Annotated in this window: 15 protein-coding genes and 1 riboswitch; of the genes, 11 read left to right on the plus strand and 4 right to left on the minus strand. The window is 70.5% G+C overall.

Going from position 1 to position 15626, the window contains the following annotated elements; genetic code table 11:
* Positions 1-179 precede the first annotated feature (179 nt).
* The gene (locus IPK24_24565; protein ID MBK8078629.1) at positions 180-1337 is read left to right on the plus strand and encodes a magnesium and cobalt transport protein CorA; all 1158 of its coding nucleotides are present in this window, start codon (positions 180-182) and stop codon (positions 1335-1337) included.
* Positions 1338-1678: 341 nt separating this feature from the next.
* A complete protein-coding gene (locus IPK24_24570; GenBank protein MBK8078630.1) occupies positions 1679-2575 on the plus strand; it encodes a DUF559 domain-containing protein in 897 nt (298 codons plus the stop codon).
* Positions 2576-2659: 84 nt separating this feature from the next.
* On the opposite strand, the gene IPK24_24575 is transcribed toward IPK24_24570, so the two are convergent.
* Positions 2660-3562 carry a hypothetical protein gene (locus IPK24_24575; protein ID MBK8078631.1) on the minus strand — a complete coding sequence of 301 codons (903 nt, stop codon included), beginning with the start codon at positions 3560-3562 and terminating at the stop codon, positions 2660-2662.
* 85 nt (positions 3563-3647) lie between these two features.
* Between IPK24_24575 and IPK24_24580 the strand changes: the two genes are divergently transcribed.
* Positions 3648-5237 carry a hypothetical protein gene (locus tag IPK24_24580; protein MBK8078632.1) on the plus strand — a complete coding sequence of 530 codons (1590 nt, stop codon included), beginning with the start codon at positions 3648-3650 and terminating at the stop codon, positions 5235-5237.
* A 3-nt stretch (positions 5238-5240) separates the two neighbouring features.
* Here IPK24_24580 and IPK24_24585 read toward each other — a convergent pair whose 3' ends face one another.
* A complete protein-coding gene (locus tag IPK24_24585; GenBank protein ID MBK8078633.1) occupies positions 5241-6440 on the minus strand; it encodes an acyl-CoA dehydrogenase family protein in 1200 nt (399 codons plus the stop codon).
* A 290-nt stretch (positions 6441-6730) separates the two neighbouring features.
* Here IPK24_24585 and IPK24_24590 point away from each other — a divergent pair, with 290 nt between their 5' ends.
* The 4 genes from IPK24_24590 (at position 6731) to IPK24_24605 (ending at position 9546) form a co-directional block, all read left to right on the plus strand.
* Positions 6731-7156, plus strand: a complete 426-nt coding sequence (locus IPK24_24590; GenBank protein MBK8078634.1) for a hypothetical protein — start codon at positions 6731-6733, stop codon at positions 7154-7156.
* Positions 7157-7542: 386 nt separating this feature from the next.
* Positions 7543-7917 (plus strand): YciI family protein, encoded by a 375-nt coding sequence (locus tag IPK24_24595; protein ID MBK8078635.1) that lies wholly within the window; start codon positions 7543-7545, stop codon positions 7915-7917.
* A 16-nt stretch (positions 7918-7933) separates the two neighbouring features.
* Positions 7934-9223: a hypothetical protein gene (locus tag IPK24_24600; protein MBK8078636.1), complete on the plus strand. Its 1290-nt coding sequence runs from the start codon at positions 7934-7936 to the stop codon at positions 9221-9223.
* A gap of 53 nt (positions 9224-9276) precedes the next feature.
* Positions 9277-9546 (plus strand): hypothetical protein, encoded by a 270-nt coding sequence (locus IPK24_24605; protein MBK8078637.1) that lies wholly within the window; start codon positions 9277-9279, stop codon positions 9544-9546.
* Between the two features lie 21 nt (positions 9547-9567).
* On the opposite strand, the gene IPK24_24610 is transcribed toward IPK24_24605, so the two are convergent.
* Both IPK24_24610 and IPK24_24615 read right to left on the minus strand, forming a co-directional pair.
* Positions 9568-10209, minus strand: a complete 642-nt coding sequence (locus IPK24_24610; protein MBK8078638.1) for a pyridoxamine 5'-phosphate oxidase family protein — start codon at positions 10207-10209, stop codon at positions 9568-9570.
* 103 nt (positions 10210-10312) lie between these two features.
* Positions 10313-10834 carry a pyridoxamine 5'-phosphate oxidase family protein gene (locus tag IPK24_24615; GenBank protein ID MBK8078639.1) on the minus strand — a complete coding sequence of 174 codons (522 nt, stop codon included), beginning with the start codon at positions 10832-10834 and terminating at the stop codon, positions 10313-10315.
* 388 nt (positions 10835-11222) lie between these two features.
* A riboswitch (SAM riboswitch) is annotated at positions 11223-11312 on the plus strand.
* 236 nt (positions 11313-11548) lie between these two features.
* Here IPK24_24615 and IPK24_24620 point away from each other — a divergent pair.
* The 4 genes from IPK24_24620 (at position 11549) to IPK24_24635 (ending at position 15615) form a co-directional block, all read left to right on the plus strand.
* On the plus strand, positions 11549-13264 hold the full coding sequence (locus tag IPK24_24620) for a nitrite/sulfite reductase (protein ID MBK8078640.1): 1716 nt from the start codon (positions 11549-11551) through the stop codon (positions 13262-13264).
* Entirely contained in the window at positions 13261-13449 is a 189-nt protein-coding gene (locus IPK24_24625) for a hypothetical protein (GenBank protein ID MBK8078641.1), read from the plus strand. The genes IPK24_24620 and IPK24_24625 overlap by 4 nt, the downstream gene beginning before the upstream one ends.
* A complete protein-coding gene (locus IPK24_24630; protein MBK8078642.1) occupies positions 13446-14288 on the plus strand; it encodes a phosphoadenylyl-sulfate reductase in 843 nt (280 codons plus the stop codon). The genes IPK24_24625 and IPK24_24630 overlap by 4 nt, the downstream gene beginning before the upstream one ends.
* Before the next feature lie 151 nt (positions 14289-14439).
* Complete coding sequence (locus tag IPK24_24635; GenBank protein MBK8078643.1) at positions 14440-15615, plus strand: hypothetical protein; 1176 nt, start codon at positions 14440-14442, stop codon at positions 15613-15615.
* Positions 15616-15626 lie beyond the last annotated feature (11 nt).

The following is a 15626-nucleotide window of genomic DNA, read 5'->3' on the forward strand; positions in this document are numbered from 1 at the left end:
CGGTGCCATCCCGAGGAGGTGAGTGGGTCATGCCATCTGGTGATAGTCCCGAGGCCAGCCACCTGGCCGCACCCTCGATCCCCCCTGCCGAGCCCGGCACCCCACTCACGGCGACGACGACGCTCTGACTCGTCACGCGTGGTGCGTCACCGGGCTGCTTTCCCCGGAGGTGACCCGCCATGGCCCGCCCGTCCCGCCCTCTCGCCCGCACCCTGCCCCTGGCTGCGCGGACCATTCCGCTGCGCCCCCTCGTCGCGGCGACCAAGACCGTCAACGGACGACGCCCGGCGATGACCGCCGCTGCCACACCCCCCGAGTCCAATCGCCTGCTGCTCGACGCTGCGGTCGACTGGGCGCTCTACATCGAGGGCATCCGCCAGGAACACCAGGATTTCGACGCTGCCTGCGCCGTGGCCCGCTCGGGTGAGGGCTTCATCTGGCTGGGGCTGCACGAGCCGACCACCAACCAGCTGAACCAGCTCGGTGAGGTCTTCGACCTGCACGAACTGGCCCTCGAGGACGCCTCCAACAACAAGCAGCGGCCCAAGATCGAGCGCTACGACGACATGCTCTTCCTCGCGCTGCGCTCGCTGGCCTACATCGACCGCGACGACCGCATCGGTGAGGGGCTGGACGGCGGCGACATCGTCGAGACCGGCACGGTCATGGTCTTCCTCGGCGAGTACTACGCGGTGACGGTGCGCCACGGTCGTCATGCCTCGATGCGGGGGTTGCGGCGCCGGCTCGAGCAGGACCCCGAGCAGCTGGCCCTGGGGCCGTCCGCCGTGCTGCACGCCGTCTGCGACAAGGTGGTCGACGATTACCTGGCCGTGGTCGACCAGGTCAACGAGGACATCGAGGAGATCGAGACCTCGGTCTTCACCCAGCGTCGCATCACCGATGTCGAGCGCATCTATCAGCTCAAGCGCGACATCATCGAGATGAAGCGCACCGTGAGCCCGCTCGCCGGGCCGCTGCACGAACTGGCCCACCGCGCCCAGGGCCTGGTGCACCCCGACATCCGCGAGTACTTCCGCGACGTCGAGGACCACCTGATCCGGGTGCGTGAGCAGGTGCAGAGCTACGACGAACTGCTCGGCTCGATCCTGCAGGCGGGCCTGGCACGCCTGACCGTCAGCGAGAACGAGGACATGCGCAAGATCTCGGCCTGGGTCGCGATCGCGGCGGTGCCCACGATGATCGCCGGGGTGTACGGCATGAACTTCGACTACATCCCCCTGCTGCACAACCAGTGGGGCTACCCCATCGTGTCGCTGGTGATGCTCACCATCTGCGGCACGCTGTTCCGAGGCTTCCGCCGCAACGGCTGGCTCTGAGCGCCACGCCACCTCCCCTCTCCCCCGCCTCTCACCTCCCACCTCCCACCTCCCACCTCCCACCTCCCACCTCCCACCTCCCACCTCCCACCTCCCACCTCCCACCTCCCTAAGATCACCGTTTGGGATCCAGATTCCGGTGTTTTTGTCCCGGATCCGGAGTCCAAACGATGATCATGGATGGGGCGGGGGGGTGAGGGGATGCGGGGCGCGAAACGCGCAGTGCTGGGCCTCGCGACGAGCACCGCGATGCGTCCCCAGAGGCGCCGCGTCGTCCCACTGTCCACAGGCCGGCTCGGCAAGGGCCACCGCGGCTTCCCCTTCAGGCGAGGCTGCGCGACATGGGGAGCCACCGAACCGGCACGCCGTCCATCTCCGCGCGCCAGGCAGGCGTGTTCACGGCGGCGCAAGCTCGCGACGAGGGTTGGACTCCCGACCAGATCCGTCACCGACTCACGCGCGGCGGCTGGCAGCAGATCGCCGGTCGCGGCCTGGCCGCACTCGACGGCCCTGTCGGCCCCTGGCAGCTGGCTTGGGCCACCCATCTGACCTGGCCGGACGTCGTCCCGTGCCGCACCCTCGCCGGTGCCATGCACGGGCTACCGGTGCACCTGGAAGCACCCGTTGACGTCTACGCGCCACCCGGACGGCGACGCGCGTCGGGGATCCGAGTGCACCGATCCCCGTGGACGCTGGACGAGCCGACCACCGTGCGCGGCCTGCCGTGCACCTCGTTGCGGACCACCGCCCTCGACTGTCTCGCCACCCTCGACTGGCCCCGCGCCCTGGATCTGTATGCCTGGCTCAGCACCCGCGACATCCTGACTCGCGACCTGATCCTCGACGTGATTCGCTCCGGGACCGGACGACACGGCGTACCTCAACTCCTGCGTCTCGCCCGCGTCGTGCGGACCGGCGCCGTGAGCGCGGCCGAGGATCTGTTCCACCAGATCCTGCGCCGAGGCGGCCTCGCCGGGTGGGCCGCCGGCCAGAAGGTGTTCGACGACGTGGGCCTCATCGGCGTGGTGGACGTCTTGTTCCGCGCAGAGCGGGTCGTGGTCGAGATTGATGGCAGGCGTGCCCATTCCGATGCTCGCGTCTTCCAACAGGACCGCGAACGACAGAACCGACTGCTGGCGGCGGGCTACCTCGTCCTGCGCTTCACCTGGTGGGACCTCACCCAGCGCGCGGACTCCGTCGTGGACCAGATCCGCAGAGCCCTCAGCACCCGCTCATGATCACCGTTTGGACTCCGGATTCGGGACAGAAACACCACAAACTGGATCCCAGACGGTGATCATGACGGGGGTGGGTGGGAAGGCTCAGGCCTCGGGCGCCTCGGGGAGGGGGCGGGTGTCGCGGTCGGCGGCCTCACGGGCCTCCCGGGCCTCGCGGGCCTCACGATCGGCCTTCTCCCGAGCCTCGAGGCGGCGTTGCTCCATCACCTCGCCGTAGGTCAGACCGGTCGGCGGCGAGTCCGGGGTGGCGGGCGAGGCAGGCGCACCCGGTGGGGAGGTCACGGGCTGGGACGGCGTCCACCCCGTCGGATGCGGTGGCCCGCAGGGCTCACCCGGGCCCGGACCCGGGGACGGCGCACCGGTCGGCGGCGGGCCGAACTGCCCCGGCGAGGGCCAGCCCGGTTGCCCCATCGGGGGCTGCTGTCCCATCGGGTACGGCGATCCCATCGGATTCTGCTCTGCGAAGGCGCCCCCCGGGCCTCGGGACAACCCGGGACCACCCGGCAACTTGGAGAGCAGGTCGGTGGCAGCCCGAGAGTGCTCCGGCATGCAGAGCACCTCATACTCGCTGGCCACGATCTGGCTGGTCGAGGTGAAGTCGCGCCGGCCACCGGTCAGCGCATACGAGATCACCCCGAAGAGCATGCCGAAGGCGCCACCGATGAGCATCGAGGCCACCACGAATCCCCCGGGGTAGTCCGAGCCGAACAAGGTCAGCAGCAATCCGACGAACAACCCGAACCAGGCGCCGGACGCCGCCCCCGCGATGGCAACCCGCCCGTAGCTCAGCCGACCGGTCACCCGCTCGACCATGCGCAGCCCACTGCCCACGATGGTCACGAACTGCACCGGGAAGTGATTGTCCGAGAGGAAGTCGACCGCTCGCTGCGCCTCGAGGTAGGTGCCGTACCGCGCAATCGGTTCACCCCGCGGCGGCGTCGGCAGCCCAGGCTGGCGCTGACGGCCCATCGGTCCCAAGTTCGACATGGTCCCATCCTGGCCTACCGCTGCCCGGCCCGCCCATCCGGGGACTGGCCTGAGATGGCACGCCTCGGCCTGAGACACTGACCGTGTGACTCTCCACCGGGCGGCGCCGAGCGGGCATGGCCCGATCGAGGTCGGCCCGGACGGACGACCCCCGGCCACCGGCCGGATCGAACTGCCCGATCTGCGCAATCTGCCCCCCTTCGGATCCGAGGAGTCCACCGCCGGACCCGAGCCGGCGCCGTCCGGCTCGCGCGTGGCCAAACTCGCACGCAAGGCCAGCTGGAACCTCGCCGACCAGGTCATCACCGCCGCCACCAACACGCTGCTGTTCATCGTGCTGGCCCGATCGGTCAGCAAGGGCCGCCTCGATGCCTTCACCAACGCCTTCTACATCTTCACGTTGATGATCGGCATCGGCCGGGCACTGGTGGGCCAGGTGCTCAGCGTCCGGTTCAGTGACAGCGAGGGGGCGCCGTGGCGCACCGCCCTGCGACAGGCCTTCGGCTTCATCGTGGCGATCACCCTGGCCGCCTCGGCGGTGATCGCCGGGGTCGGGCTGCTGGTGGACGGCCCGCTGCACCAATCGCTGTTGGCACTCGCCGTGGTGCTCCCCGCCCTGATCATGCAGGACGCCTGCCGCAATGCCTTCTTCGCCCAGTCGCAGGCCAAACAGGCCGCACTCAACGACGGTCTCTGGGCGGTCATCCAGTTCGGTGCCATCGCGGCGCTGATCCACTTCGGGCACGCGGATGTCGGTTACCTGGTGCTGGCCTGGGGTGGTGGCGCCGCGGTGTGCGTGCTGCTCGCGTTGACCCAACTGCGCGTCGTCCCCGATCTGCGGGCCGCCCCTGCCTGGATCCGCCGATCGTGGAACCTGTCGCGGTTCTTCCTGGCCGAGAACCTGCTCACCTCCGGCGCGTTCACCGGCGGCTTCCTGATCGTGGGGGCGATGGTCGGTGAGGGCGCAGTGTCGGCGATCCGCGGCGCCCAGGTGCTGGTCGGGCCGCTCGAGACCCTGAGCTCGGCGATGTTCACCTTCACGCTGCCCGAGCTGGCCCGGCGTTCGTGGCTGAGCGTGCGCACCCGATGGAAGATCGCCACGGCGGCGAGCGCCGCCATGCTCACCGTCGCGCTGGCCTACACCGCCGTGCTGTGGCTCATGCCGGACGACGTGGGCCGGCTCATCTTCCGGGCCAACTGGGACGGCCCGAGCACGGTGCTGCTACCCATCGCCCTGGGCTCGGCCGCAGCCCGGGCCTGCCTCGGACCGGCGGTCACCATCTACGCGATGGGTATGGCCCGGCGCACCTTCAAGCTGATGACGGTCGAGGCACCGCTCGTGCTCAGCCTGATGCTGGGTGGGGCCGCGGTGGGCGGTGTGGTGGGCGCCGCCTGGGGTCTGGCGGCCAACCAGGCCCTGCTGATCCCGCTGTGGTTCCTGACCCTGCGCTCGATCCTGCGGCTGCCCCCCGAGGCACTGGCCGCCGAGTCGCTGCTGCACGACGACCACGACACCCCTGACACCGCCGGCACGCCCGGCTCGCCCGACACCGCTGCCCTGCCGGTGCTCGACGGGTCGGGGCGCCCGATCCAGCCGCGGCACGCGGCATTCGGCAGCCTGCCGCTGCCGCCCGGGGCCGGACCGGCCCGCGGGCGGCACACCCGCAACCGCTGAGGCTCAGCCCTCGAGGGCGTAGTCCTCCAGCAACCGTCGTCCGATGATCATGCGCTGGATGTCGGCCGTACCCTCACCGATCAGCAGCATCGGCGCCTCGCGGTAGAGCCGCTCGATCTCGTACTCCTTGGAGTACCCGTAGCCGCCGTGGATCCGGAAGGAATCCTCGACGACGTCCCGGCAGTACTCACTGGCCAGGTACTTGGCCATGCCGGCCTCGAGGTCGTTGCGCTCGCCGGCGTCCTTCTTGCGGGCGGCCATGATCATCATCTGGTGGGCGGCCTCGACCTTGATCGCCATCTCGGCCAGGCGGAACTGCACCGCCTGGTGCTCGGCGATCTTCTTGCCGAACGTCTCGCGCTGCTGGGAGTAGCGGATGCCGAGCTCGAAGGCCCGCATCGCCAGGCCGCACGCGCGGGCGGCGACGTTCACGCGGCCGACCTCGACGCCGTCCATCATCTGGTAGAAGCCCTTGCCCGGTACGCCCCCGAGGATCTGCGCGTCGGTGGTCCGGTAGCCGTCGAAGACCAACTCGGTGGTGTCGACGCCCTTGTAGCCCATCTTCTCGATCTTGCCGGGCACGGTCAGGCCGGGCGCGGTCTCGCCGAAGCCGGAGGTCTTGTCGACCAGGAAGGTGGTCATGTTCTTGTAGACCGAGTTCGCGCCGAGGTCGGTCTTGGTCAGCACCGCGACGAGGTTGCACGAGCCACCGTTGGTCAGCCACATTTTCTGACCGTTGATGCTCCAGGTGCCGTCGGCCTCCTGCGTGCTCTTGGTACGAATCGCCGAGACGTCCGACCCACAGTGCGGCTCGCTCATCGAGAACCCGCCGCGGATCTCACCGGTGGCCATCTTCGGCAGGTAGTGCGCCTTCTGCTCCGGCGTGCCGTGCTGAATCAGCATGTAGGCCACGATGAAGTGGGTGTTGATGATGCCCGAGACGCTCATCCAGCCGCGGGCGATCTCCTCCACCACCAGGGCGTAGGTCAGCAGCGACTCCCCCAGCCCGCCGTACTCCTCGGGGATCATCAGGCCGAAGACACCCATCTCCTTCATGCCCTCGACGATCTCGCTGGGGTACTCGTCCTTGTGTTCCAGCTCGGTGGCCACCGGGATGATCTGTTCGTCGACGAACTCCTTGACCAGCTTCAACATCTCGCGCTGGTCGGCGGTCAGCCCTTCGGTGTGCTGGAGACGTCCCATGGTGGTGTCCACCCCTTCGTGGAAAGTGCAGGTGCGTCACGGCGCAGGTGCCATCGAGTATCGCCACCCCAGCCGCGTCTGGCCCCGGGCTGAGATGTGAACCCCACCACCCACCGAGCCCGAACCAAACCCGCTCATACTCCGCAGGTGACCGCCCATACTCCGCGGGTGACGCGTGACAGCGATGTCATCAGGCCTTCGCGCGACACCTGCGGAGCATGGGCGGGTTGGGGGTGGGTTGGGGGTGAGGGCGGTGAGGGCGGTGAGGACCACAGCGGGATACTCGTTCGATGACGACGCGGCCGCCAGGCACCCCGCGCTCTCGGCCCGAGCCGACGCCGCGAGGGTTCGACTGGGCGGTCGGGATCCTCACCCTGGAGGGAGTCCTGACCGGGGCGTTCGCCGTCTTCGCGCTCGTGATGTCGGTCATCGACGCCTCTGTCGGCGACGTCGGTCTGGTCGGTCTCGCGAGCGTGCGGGCGGATCGACGATGGTGGGTGATCTCGCTGCTGGTCTTGGCAGCAATGGGCAGCTACCGCGTGTGGTCCAGCGCCCTGGACGACGCCCACCTCCGTCCGCAGAAGGCATCGTTCGAGATCGCGGGGATCGCCTGTCTGCTCTGGCCGTCCACCCGCCGATACGTCGCTGCCTCGCGGACGACCCGCGAGGCCCTCGGCAAGGACAGGGAGCAGCCAGACCCAGAGCAGGCCCGATGAGTCCTGCCTGAGGCGCGGGGTGGGGGGCGGATCGAACTTCGGCCCTGCTGGTCCGACATCCCTCCCACTGTGGCCGGGTTGGAGTCACTGTGGCCGAGTTGGAGTCACTGTGGCCCTGGCATATCGGGGCGACAGTGACCTGCCGCTGCGTCAGTGCCCAGTCGGGTAGCTCAGATGCCCCGCACCGGCCGACACCGGGCCGGCGGATTGTCCGACAGTGTGCACGAATTGCATGATCACCGAGGAGCTGGTGTGCGCACCCCAGGCCCGGCGTCCAGCGCGTCGCGACATGGGATTGGGCGGGGCTGTCCAAACCTGGGGATGCTGTTCGTCGTACGGGCAAGCGAGCATCGCACCAGCGGCGCTCACCCACCCTGGAGGACCTCATGCGCTACATGTTCTTGCTCTACTCCGCGCCCGACGCCGGCCCCGCGGACGGAACCCCGGAGGCGGCCGCCGAGATGCAGGAGTGGTTCGCCTACACCCAGGCGATGGTCGAGGCCGGCGTGATGATCGCCGGTGACCCGCTGCACCCGGTGACCTCCGCGACCACCATCACGACCGGGGACGGCGGGACGGTCACCACCGATGGTCCGTTCGCCGAGACCAAGGAGGTGCTCGGTGGGTACTACATCGTCGACGTCCCCGACCTGGACGCCGCGCTGGCCTGGGGCACGAAGGCTCCCACCGCGCGCTACGGCTCGGTCGAGGTGCGCCCCGTGGTCGACCTGAGCACGCTCGGCGCGCCCGCCGGCGCCTGAGCACGGCTGAGACCACCTGATCGTGATCACCTCTCGGGTCGCCCAGGTCTTCGCGGCGCAGTGGCCGGTCCTCGTGGCCACGCTGCGCCGCGACCTGGGCGACCTGGACCTGGCCGAGGAGTCGGCGCAGGATGCCTTCGTCGAGGCCGCCGCCCGCTGGGGACCCGGCACCACGCCGGAGCGGCCGGGGGCCTGGCTGCTCACCACGGCCCGACGCCGGGCCATCGACCGGATCCGGCGGGATCAGCGATTCACCGCCCGGCTGCCCGCCCTGGCCGAGCTCGCGACGTCCGATCACGGCCCCCGACCCGCCGGGGAGCTGGTCGACGACCAACTGGCCCTGATCTTCGGCTGCTGCCACCCCTCGCTCGACCCGGCCTCCCGCATGGCACTGACGCTGCGCGAGGTGTGTGGTCTGTCGACCGGGCAGATCGCGGCGAGCTTTCTGGTGCCGACACCGACCCTGGCCAAACGCCTGGTGCGGGCCAAGGCGAAGATCCGGACGGCGGGTGTCCCGTTCGCCGTCCCGGCGCGCGACCAGCTGCCGAGCCGCAGCGACGAAGTGCTGCGTGTGATCTACCTGATCTTCACCGAGGGCCACACCGCCGCCGAGGGGCCCGCCCTGATCCGCGGCGACCTGTGTGACGAGGCGCGGTGGCTGGCCGGGCTGCTCGCCGACCTGCTCGCCCAGTTGCCCGTCTCCGGCACCGGCGACCACGAACGGATCGTGGCGCTGGCCGAGACCCTCGGGCTGCAGGCCCTGATGCTGTTCACCGACGCCCGGCGCCGCACCCGGCTGGACGACGCGGGACGCCTGGTGCTGCTCGAGCACCAGGACCGAACCCGCTGGGATCGCGCCCTGATCGCCGAGGGCCAGGCCGTGCTGTCGCGCGCGCTGGCGCTGGGACACGTGGGCGCCTACCAACTCGAGGCCGCCATCGCGGGGTTGCACACCACGGCGACGGACTGGCCCGGCACCGATTGGGTCGGCATCAACCGGCTCTACGACCAACTGCGGCTGATCCAGCCGACCGACGTGGTCGCCCTCAACGCCGCCGTCGCCACCTCGATGATCGACGGCCCCGAGGCCGGGCTGAGAGCCATCGAGGCGATCGCGGCCCGCGGCGACCTGGCCGACTACCGCTACCTGCACGCCGCACGGGCCGACCTGCTGCGGCGGCTGGACCGCATGCCGGAAGCCGCGCTGGCGTACCGGCGGGCGATCGAACTCACCGCGAACGAGGCCGAGGCGCGCTACCTGGCGGACCGGCTGGACGCCTGCGAGGAGCCCGGCGCCACATCCTGACCCGCACCCGATGGTCACGGCGCGAACCCGGACGTAGCCTGAACGTCGAACGGGTGTCGCCGGACGCGACGCACACCCGCGCGGCGGAGGTGGCCATGACCCTGACCCGCAACCTCACCGATGCCCTCGTGGTGCGACGCGCCGAACGCATCCTGCGCCGAGCTGGCCGGTCGGAGGCCCGCCGACTCGACCGGGAGCTGTCCGCGTTCACCACGCAGGCCGAGCGCAACGATCTGCTGGCAACCCTCGCCCGCTACCCCGATGAGCTCACCGAGCACCATCGAGAGGTCTTGAACCGGCGTCAGAATCGACGTGCTCGGTAGCCGGCTCAGAAAGTGACCGGCTCAGTAGATGGTGTCCGCCACCCGCTGCGGGTAACTCGCGTCGTACGTGGCTCCGTCGAAGGCGCCCTGGGTGATCTCGGCCATGATCGCGCCGACGGTGGGCAGCTCGTCGGCGGTGCGGTGCAGCTGCGGGTTCCACAGGTCCGCGCGGATCAGCGCCTTCGGGCACTGGGTGTAGACCGTCTGCACCGCGATCTCGATCACGGTCTGGGGCAGTTTGCGCCCGTCCAGGCGCGCCATCGCGTACCGCTCGAGCAGGGCGGGATCGGTGCGCAGCACGGCGGTTCCGTTGACGCGCAGCGTCGTCCCCAGGCCCGGGATCAGGAACAGCAGGCCGACTCGGCCGTCGAGCACGATGTTGCGCAACGAGTCCAGCCGCTTGTTGCCCCGCCGGTCGGGCAGGTGCAGCGTGTGCTCGTCGACGACATGGACGACGGGCGCCGGGTCACCGCGCGGGGAACAGTCCAGTCCCTCCTCGCCCGCCGTGGCCAGCAGCACGAACGGCGAGGCCTCGATCCACCGCCGCTGCAACGGCGTGATCACCGGCGTCTCCTTGAGGCGGCCGCCCTCGGGGAATGCCCCGTAGATCGCCTCGAGTGAGGCGATGTCGGACACCACATCGGACGGCGGGTGCGCGCTCATCACCCCACGGTACCCGCGTCGTCCTCGATCATGATCGAATCGAGAGGTCGAGAAAGCCCCGTTTCGGGCGTCCGAACCGTGCTTTCGTGACCCCTCGATTCGATCACGAGAAATGGAACCGGGTGACGTCGCCGGGAAAGGCGAACCAGGCCATCGCCTTGTGCGGGGTGAACACGCGCAGGCCGCCGGCGTCCGGGCCGGACCAGGCATCGGCGGACGGCGCATAGCCGCGCTCGCCGTACTTGCGACCCAACTCGGCCGCGACCCGCTGCCCCAGCTCACCGGCGACCGGCTCACTGGCGCGGGAGACACCCTCGACGATCACCGCCTCCCAGCCATCGCCGATGTGCAGGGCACAGTGGGGGTTGTCACCCAGGTTGCGGGCGTGCACGGTGGCCGGCGAGCCGTCGTAGAGGAAGTGACCGTCGAGCCAGATGCCCCACCGCGGCACGACGTGCGGGCGACCGTCCGCGCGGGTGGTCGACATCCAGTACTGCGGCGCCTCGACCAGGAGCTGTTCGACGGCGGACCACTCGACCAGCCCGTCGTCGGTCTCGGGGACGCCATACCCCTCGGGCATGATCGGTCGGTCGCGGGCAGGTACCGAGGTCGACGATTCGCTCATCGAGCGACGGTAACGCCGCCAGTCGACCCCTGCGCGGCGATCTGGCGGTGAGGCCCTCGTGAGGGGATCCAGGCCCCACACCGTCGCCGAGGTCGACCCCGGCCGGGGGCCGGTCACCCTCCCCTGATCACGTTGAAGATCACGTTGAGGGATCCGTGCACTTCCGAGCACACGCACTCCTCAACGTGATCTTCACGATCGACGGAAACCCGCAACGTGATCTTCAACGTGATCTCCAGCGGAGCGGGCCTCGCGGCAACCGCCGGGAATGAGCCCGGCCTCGGCGCGGTTGTCGGGGCACGGCCCACGTGACGCCAGATGTCGAGACGGTCGTCTCACATGATGGCAATGCGTTGACCCGCGACCCAGCGCTACGTATCGTCACCAGAGCCCATCCAGAGCGGCCGAGAGACCTGGCTCGTCGACGCCGCAGCAACCACCCGATGACGGGACGGTGCTACCGCCAGGCCGATGGAGGACCTCGTGCAGCAGAACGCCCCGGACGGTGGCGGCGTCCATCTCGTGCGCCGGCACCACGTCGACCTGCTGCGCACCGCCAGCGCCACCTGTCGCGCCTGACCTGTCCGGCCCTCCGGCCCTGTCCGGCGCTGTCGGCCCTGCCCTCAGCAGGCGGCGATCACGGCCACCCGTCCTCGATCGCCACGCCGTGCCCGCTCCGGCTCATCGCTGTCACCCATCTCGAGAGGACTCTGCGTGAGCACCACCCGCACCCGCCCCGCCCGCCCCGAGGGCCAGTGGGCACTGGGTTCCACCGAGCCGCTGAACGCCAACGAGGAGTTCAAGGCAGCCGACAACGGACTCAACGTGCGTGAGCGCGTGGAACAGGTCTACGCCCACCAGGGCTTCGCCTCGATCGAGGCGAGCGATCTGCGCGGCCGGCTGCGCTGGTGGGGCCTGTACACCCAGCGCCGCCCCGGCATCGACGGCGGACGCACCGCCACCCTCGAGCCGCACGAACTGGACGACGAGTACTTCATGCTGCGGGTACGCATCGACGGCGGCGCGGTGAACCTGGCCCAGCTGCGCGTCCTCGCCGACATCTCGCAGCGCTACGCCCGCGGCACCGCCGACATCACCGACCGGCAGAACATCCAGTACCACTGGATCCGCATCGAGGACGTGCCCGCCATCTGGCAGGCGCTCGAAGCGGTCGGGCTGAGCACCACCGAGGCATGCGGCGACACCCCCCGCGTCGTCCTGGGCTCGCCGCTGGCCGGCATCGCGGCCGACGAGATCATCGACGGCACCCCCGCGATCGACGAGATCACCCGCCGCTTCATCGGCGATCCCGACCTGGCCAACCTGCCCCGCAAGTTCAAGACCGCCATCTCGGGCAACCCGAACCTGGACGTCGCCCACGAGATCCAGGACGTCGCGTTCGTCGGCGTGGTGCACCCCGAGCACGGCCCCGGGTTCGACATCTGGGTGGGCGGCGGACTGTCGACCTCTCCCGCGCTGGCGCAGCGCCTCGGCGCCTGGGTGCCGCTGGCCGAGGTGCCGGACGTCTGGCACGGCGTGATCCGGATCTTCCGCGACTACGGCTACCGCCGGCTGCGCAACCGCGCCCGGCTGAAGTACCTGATGGCCGACTGGGGCGCGGCGAAGTTCCGTGAGGTGCTCGAGAGCGAGGCCTACCTGGGCCGGCCGTTGATCGACGGCCCGGCGCCCGCCGAACCGCCTCGGGGACGACGCGACCACGTCGGGGTCACCTCACAGGGCCGCGGCCGGTTCATCGTCGGCGCCGCCCCCACCGTCGGACGAATCTCCGGCGCCACCCTGACCGCCCTGGCCGGGGCCGTCGAGCGGGCCGGGTCCGATCGGGTGCGCTTCACCGTCGACCAGAAGCTGGTCGTGCTGGACGTCGCGGCCGAGGCGGTGGCCGACCTGGTCGACGAGCTCGACGCGATCGACCTGCAGGTGCGCACCTCGACGTTCCGCCGGGGAACCATGGCCTGCACCGGGATCGAGTTCTGCAAGCTGGCGATCGTCGAGACCAAGGCCACCGCCATCGACGTGATCGGCCAGCTCGAGAAGCGGTTCTCCGACGTGCCCGAGTTGTTCGCACCAGACGCACCACAGGTGTCCATCAACATCAACGGCTGCCCGAACGCTTGCGCCAGAACGCAATTGGCCGACATCGGGCTCAAGGGCATTCAGTTGGCCAACCCCGCCGACCCGGACGGCGCCACGGTCGACGGCTTCCAGATCCACCTGGGCGGCGGGTTGGGGCTCAGTGCAGAAGCCCACGGCGGCAGCGGGTTCGGCCGCAAGCTGCGCGGTCTGAAGACCACCGCCGCCGACCTGCCGGACTACGTCGAGCGCGTCGTCCGGCACTGGCTCGAGCAACGCACGGACGGCGAGGCGTTCGCCACCTGGGTGGCACGAGCCGCCGAGGCGGATCTGCAGTGAGCGCCGGCACGGCGTCGGCCGCGGCGAGGGCAGCGGTGAACCACTGTCCGTTCTGCGGCGAGAGCGACCTGCGCCCCACCGACGCCGAACACGTGGGCGACTGGTACTGCCGGTCGTGCCTGCGGCTGTTCGCCGTCACCCCTCACGGCCTGCGCCGCACCATTCCGACGGAGGACTCCCCATGACCGCCACCGCCCTGGACGCCGCCACCTCGATCACGGAACCGGCCACGACCTCGATCCCCTCCACGATCCCGGCGCCGGCCGGCCCGAGCCGGCGTGGTCAGGGGGTCGGCTCGCTGCTCACCGACCCCAGCGACGTCGCCGCTGCCCTGGCCGACGACCCGATCGGCTTCGCCCGACACGCCGACTCGGTGCTCGAGGGCGCCGATCCGCTGACCGTGCTGGCGTGGGCCGGGCGGGCGTTCGGCCGCGAGCTGGCGGTCACCGCGGCCATGGGCGACACCGCGCTGGCCCACCTGGCCTCCCGCGCCGTCCCCGGGGTGCACGTGTTGTTCGTCGACACCGGCTACCACTTCGGCGAGACCCTGGGCACCGCGGACGCCCTGGCCACGACCTACCCGGTGCGTCTGATCACGGTGCGGGCGCAGCAGAGTGTGGTGGCCCACGAGGCCGAGCACGGCCGGCAATACCGCAGCGACCCCGATGCCTGCTGCGCCGTCCGCAAGGTCGCGCCGCTGAACCAGGCACTGTCGGGGTATCGGGCCTGGGCGACCGGGTTGCGCCGCAGCGACTCCCCCTCCCGGGCACTGACCCCCACGGTGCAATGGGACCCCCGGCGTTCACTGCTCAAGCTGGCCCCCATCGCCACCTGGACCGACGACGACCTGGATGCCTACCTGGACGCCCACCCGGACGTGATCTCGAATCCGCTGCTCCAGATGGGGTACCCCTCGATCGGCTGTTGGCCGTGCACCCAGCCCGTGGCCGAGGGCGAGGACGCCCGGTCGGGACGCTGGGCCGGTCGCTCCAAGACCGAGTGCGGGATCCACTACCAGATCTGACGGTGTGCACGAATTGCATGATCACCGACGAGGAGGTGGCGCGGAGGTGATCTGAGCTGGTTCGTTGGCAGGATCCGATGTCGCCCGGGTACGGTCGAGACGGTCCGGGGGGACTCGCCAGGTGAGTTCGGTGGCCGCCTCGAGGAGTGTCATGTCCGATCCTGCCCAGTCGCCGTCCCGTGCCGGGGCCGAGGACACGACGGTCTGGGCGCTGTGTGCCGGCTGCGGCCAGCGCTCACACATCTCGGCCTCCCGGTGCCCCTCGTGCGGTGCCACCCTCGACGTGCCCACGGCACCCATCTCGTTGGCCGACCTCGACGACCTCGACGACCCGGACGACGGCACGAGCCTGATCCGACCCCAGGCCCCCCCGACCCTGGTCACCGCCCCACCGGCCCTGGTCACGGCTCCACCGACCGTGGTCACCGCGGACGGCGCGGCCCTGATCGCCGGTCTCGTGCGCGACACGGTGGTCTCGTCCGTCCCCGTGGTGCCCGCGGCCGTCATCCCTCCGCCACCGGTTCCTCCCGCACCGGTGCCGCCGGCCGCGGGTCACCCGGTCTCGCCCATGCCACCGGCCCCGCCCATGTCAGCGGCCCCGCCCATGCCACCCGCCCCGCCCGTGTCAGCGGCCCCGCCCGTGCCGACGGCTCCACCGATCCAGCCGGTCCCACCGATCCGGCCAGCGCCACCGATCCCGTCGGTCGATGCCCGGCCCTACCCACCCACCGCCGAGCGCTCGCCGCTGGTGCTGATCGGTGCCGGCGTGGGGGTCGGCGTCCTGCTGTTGATCCTGGGCGCCCTGGTGACCGGCCTGTTCGGCGACCGAGGCGACGAGGCGGCCGCCCCGACCGGCACCCCGGTGGCGATCCCGGCTGCCTCGATCACGGCCTCGGCCTCGAGCACCCAGGAGGCCGAGGGCGGGGTCACCTACACCGCCCAGAACACCCTGGACGGGCGCGCCGAGACGGCGTGGAACAGCGACGGTCGGGCGGACGGCAAGGGCCCGGGCATGGTGCTCATCTACCGGTTCTCCGACCCGGTCGACCTCACCACCCTCACCGTGCTGAACGGGTATCAGAAGACGGTGCAGAGCAACGGCAAGACCTCTGACCTGTTCACCCTCAACAGCCGGTTCCGCAGCCTGCGGGTCACCACCGATGCCGGGTCGTGGACCTGGGACCTGCCCGACGATCGCACGCCGCAGACCCTCACCCGGGCCTTCGGCAAGACCTCCAACGTGCGCCTCGAGGTGCTGTCGGTCTACCCCGGCAGCAAGTACCTCGACCTGGCCCTGTCCGAGGTGTCCTTCGCCGCCCGCGGCTGACCCGTGCCCGC

It is taken from the genome of Kineosporiaceae bacterium, from assembly GCA_016713225.1.
Lineage (GTDB): Bacteria > Actinomycetota > Actinomycetes > Actinomycetales > Kineosporiaceae > JADJPO01.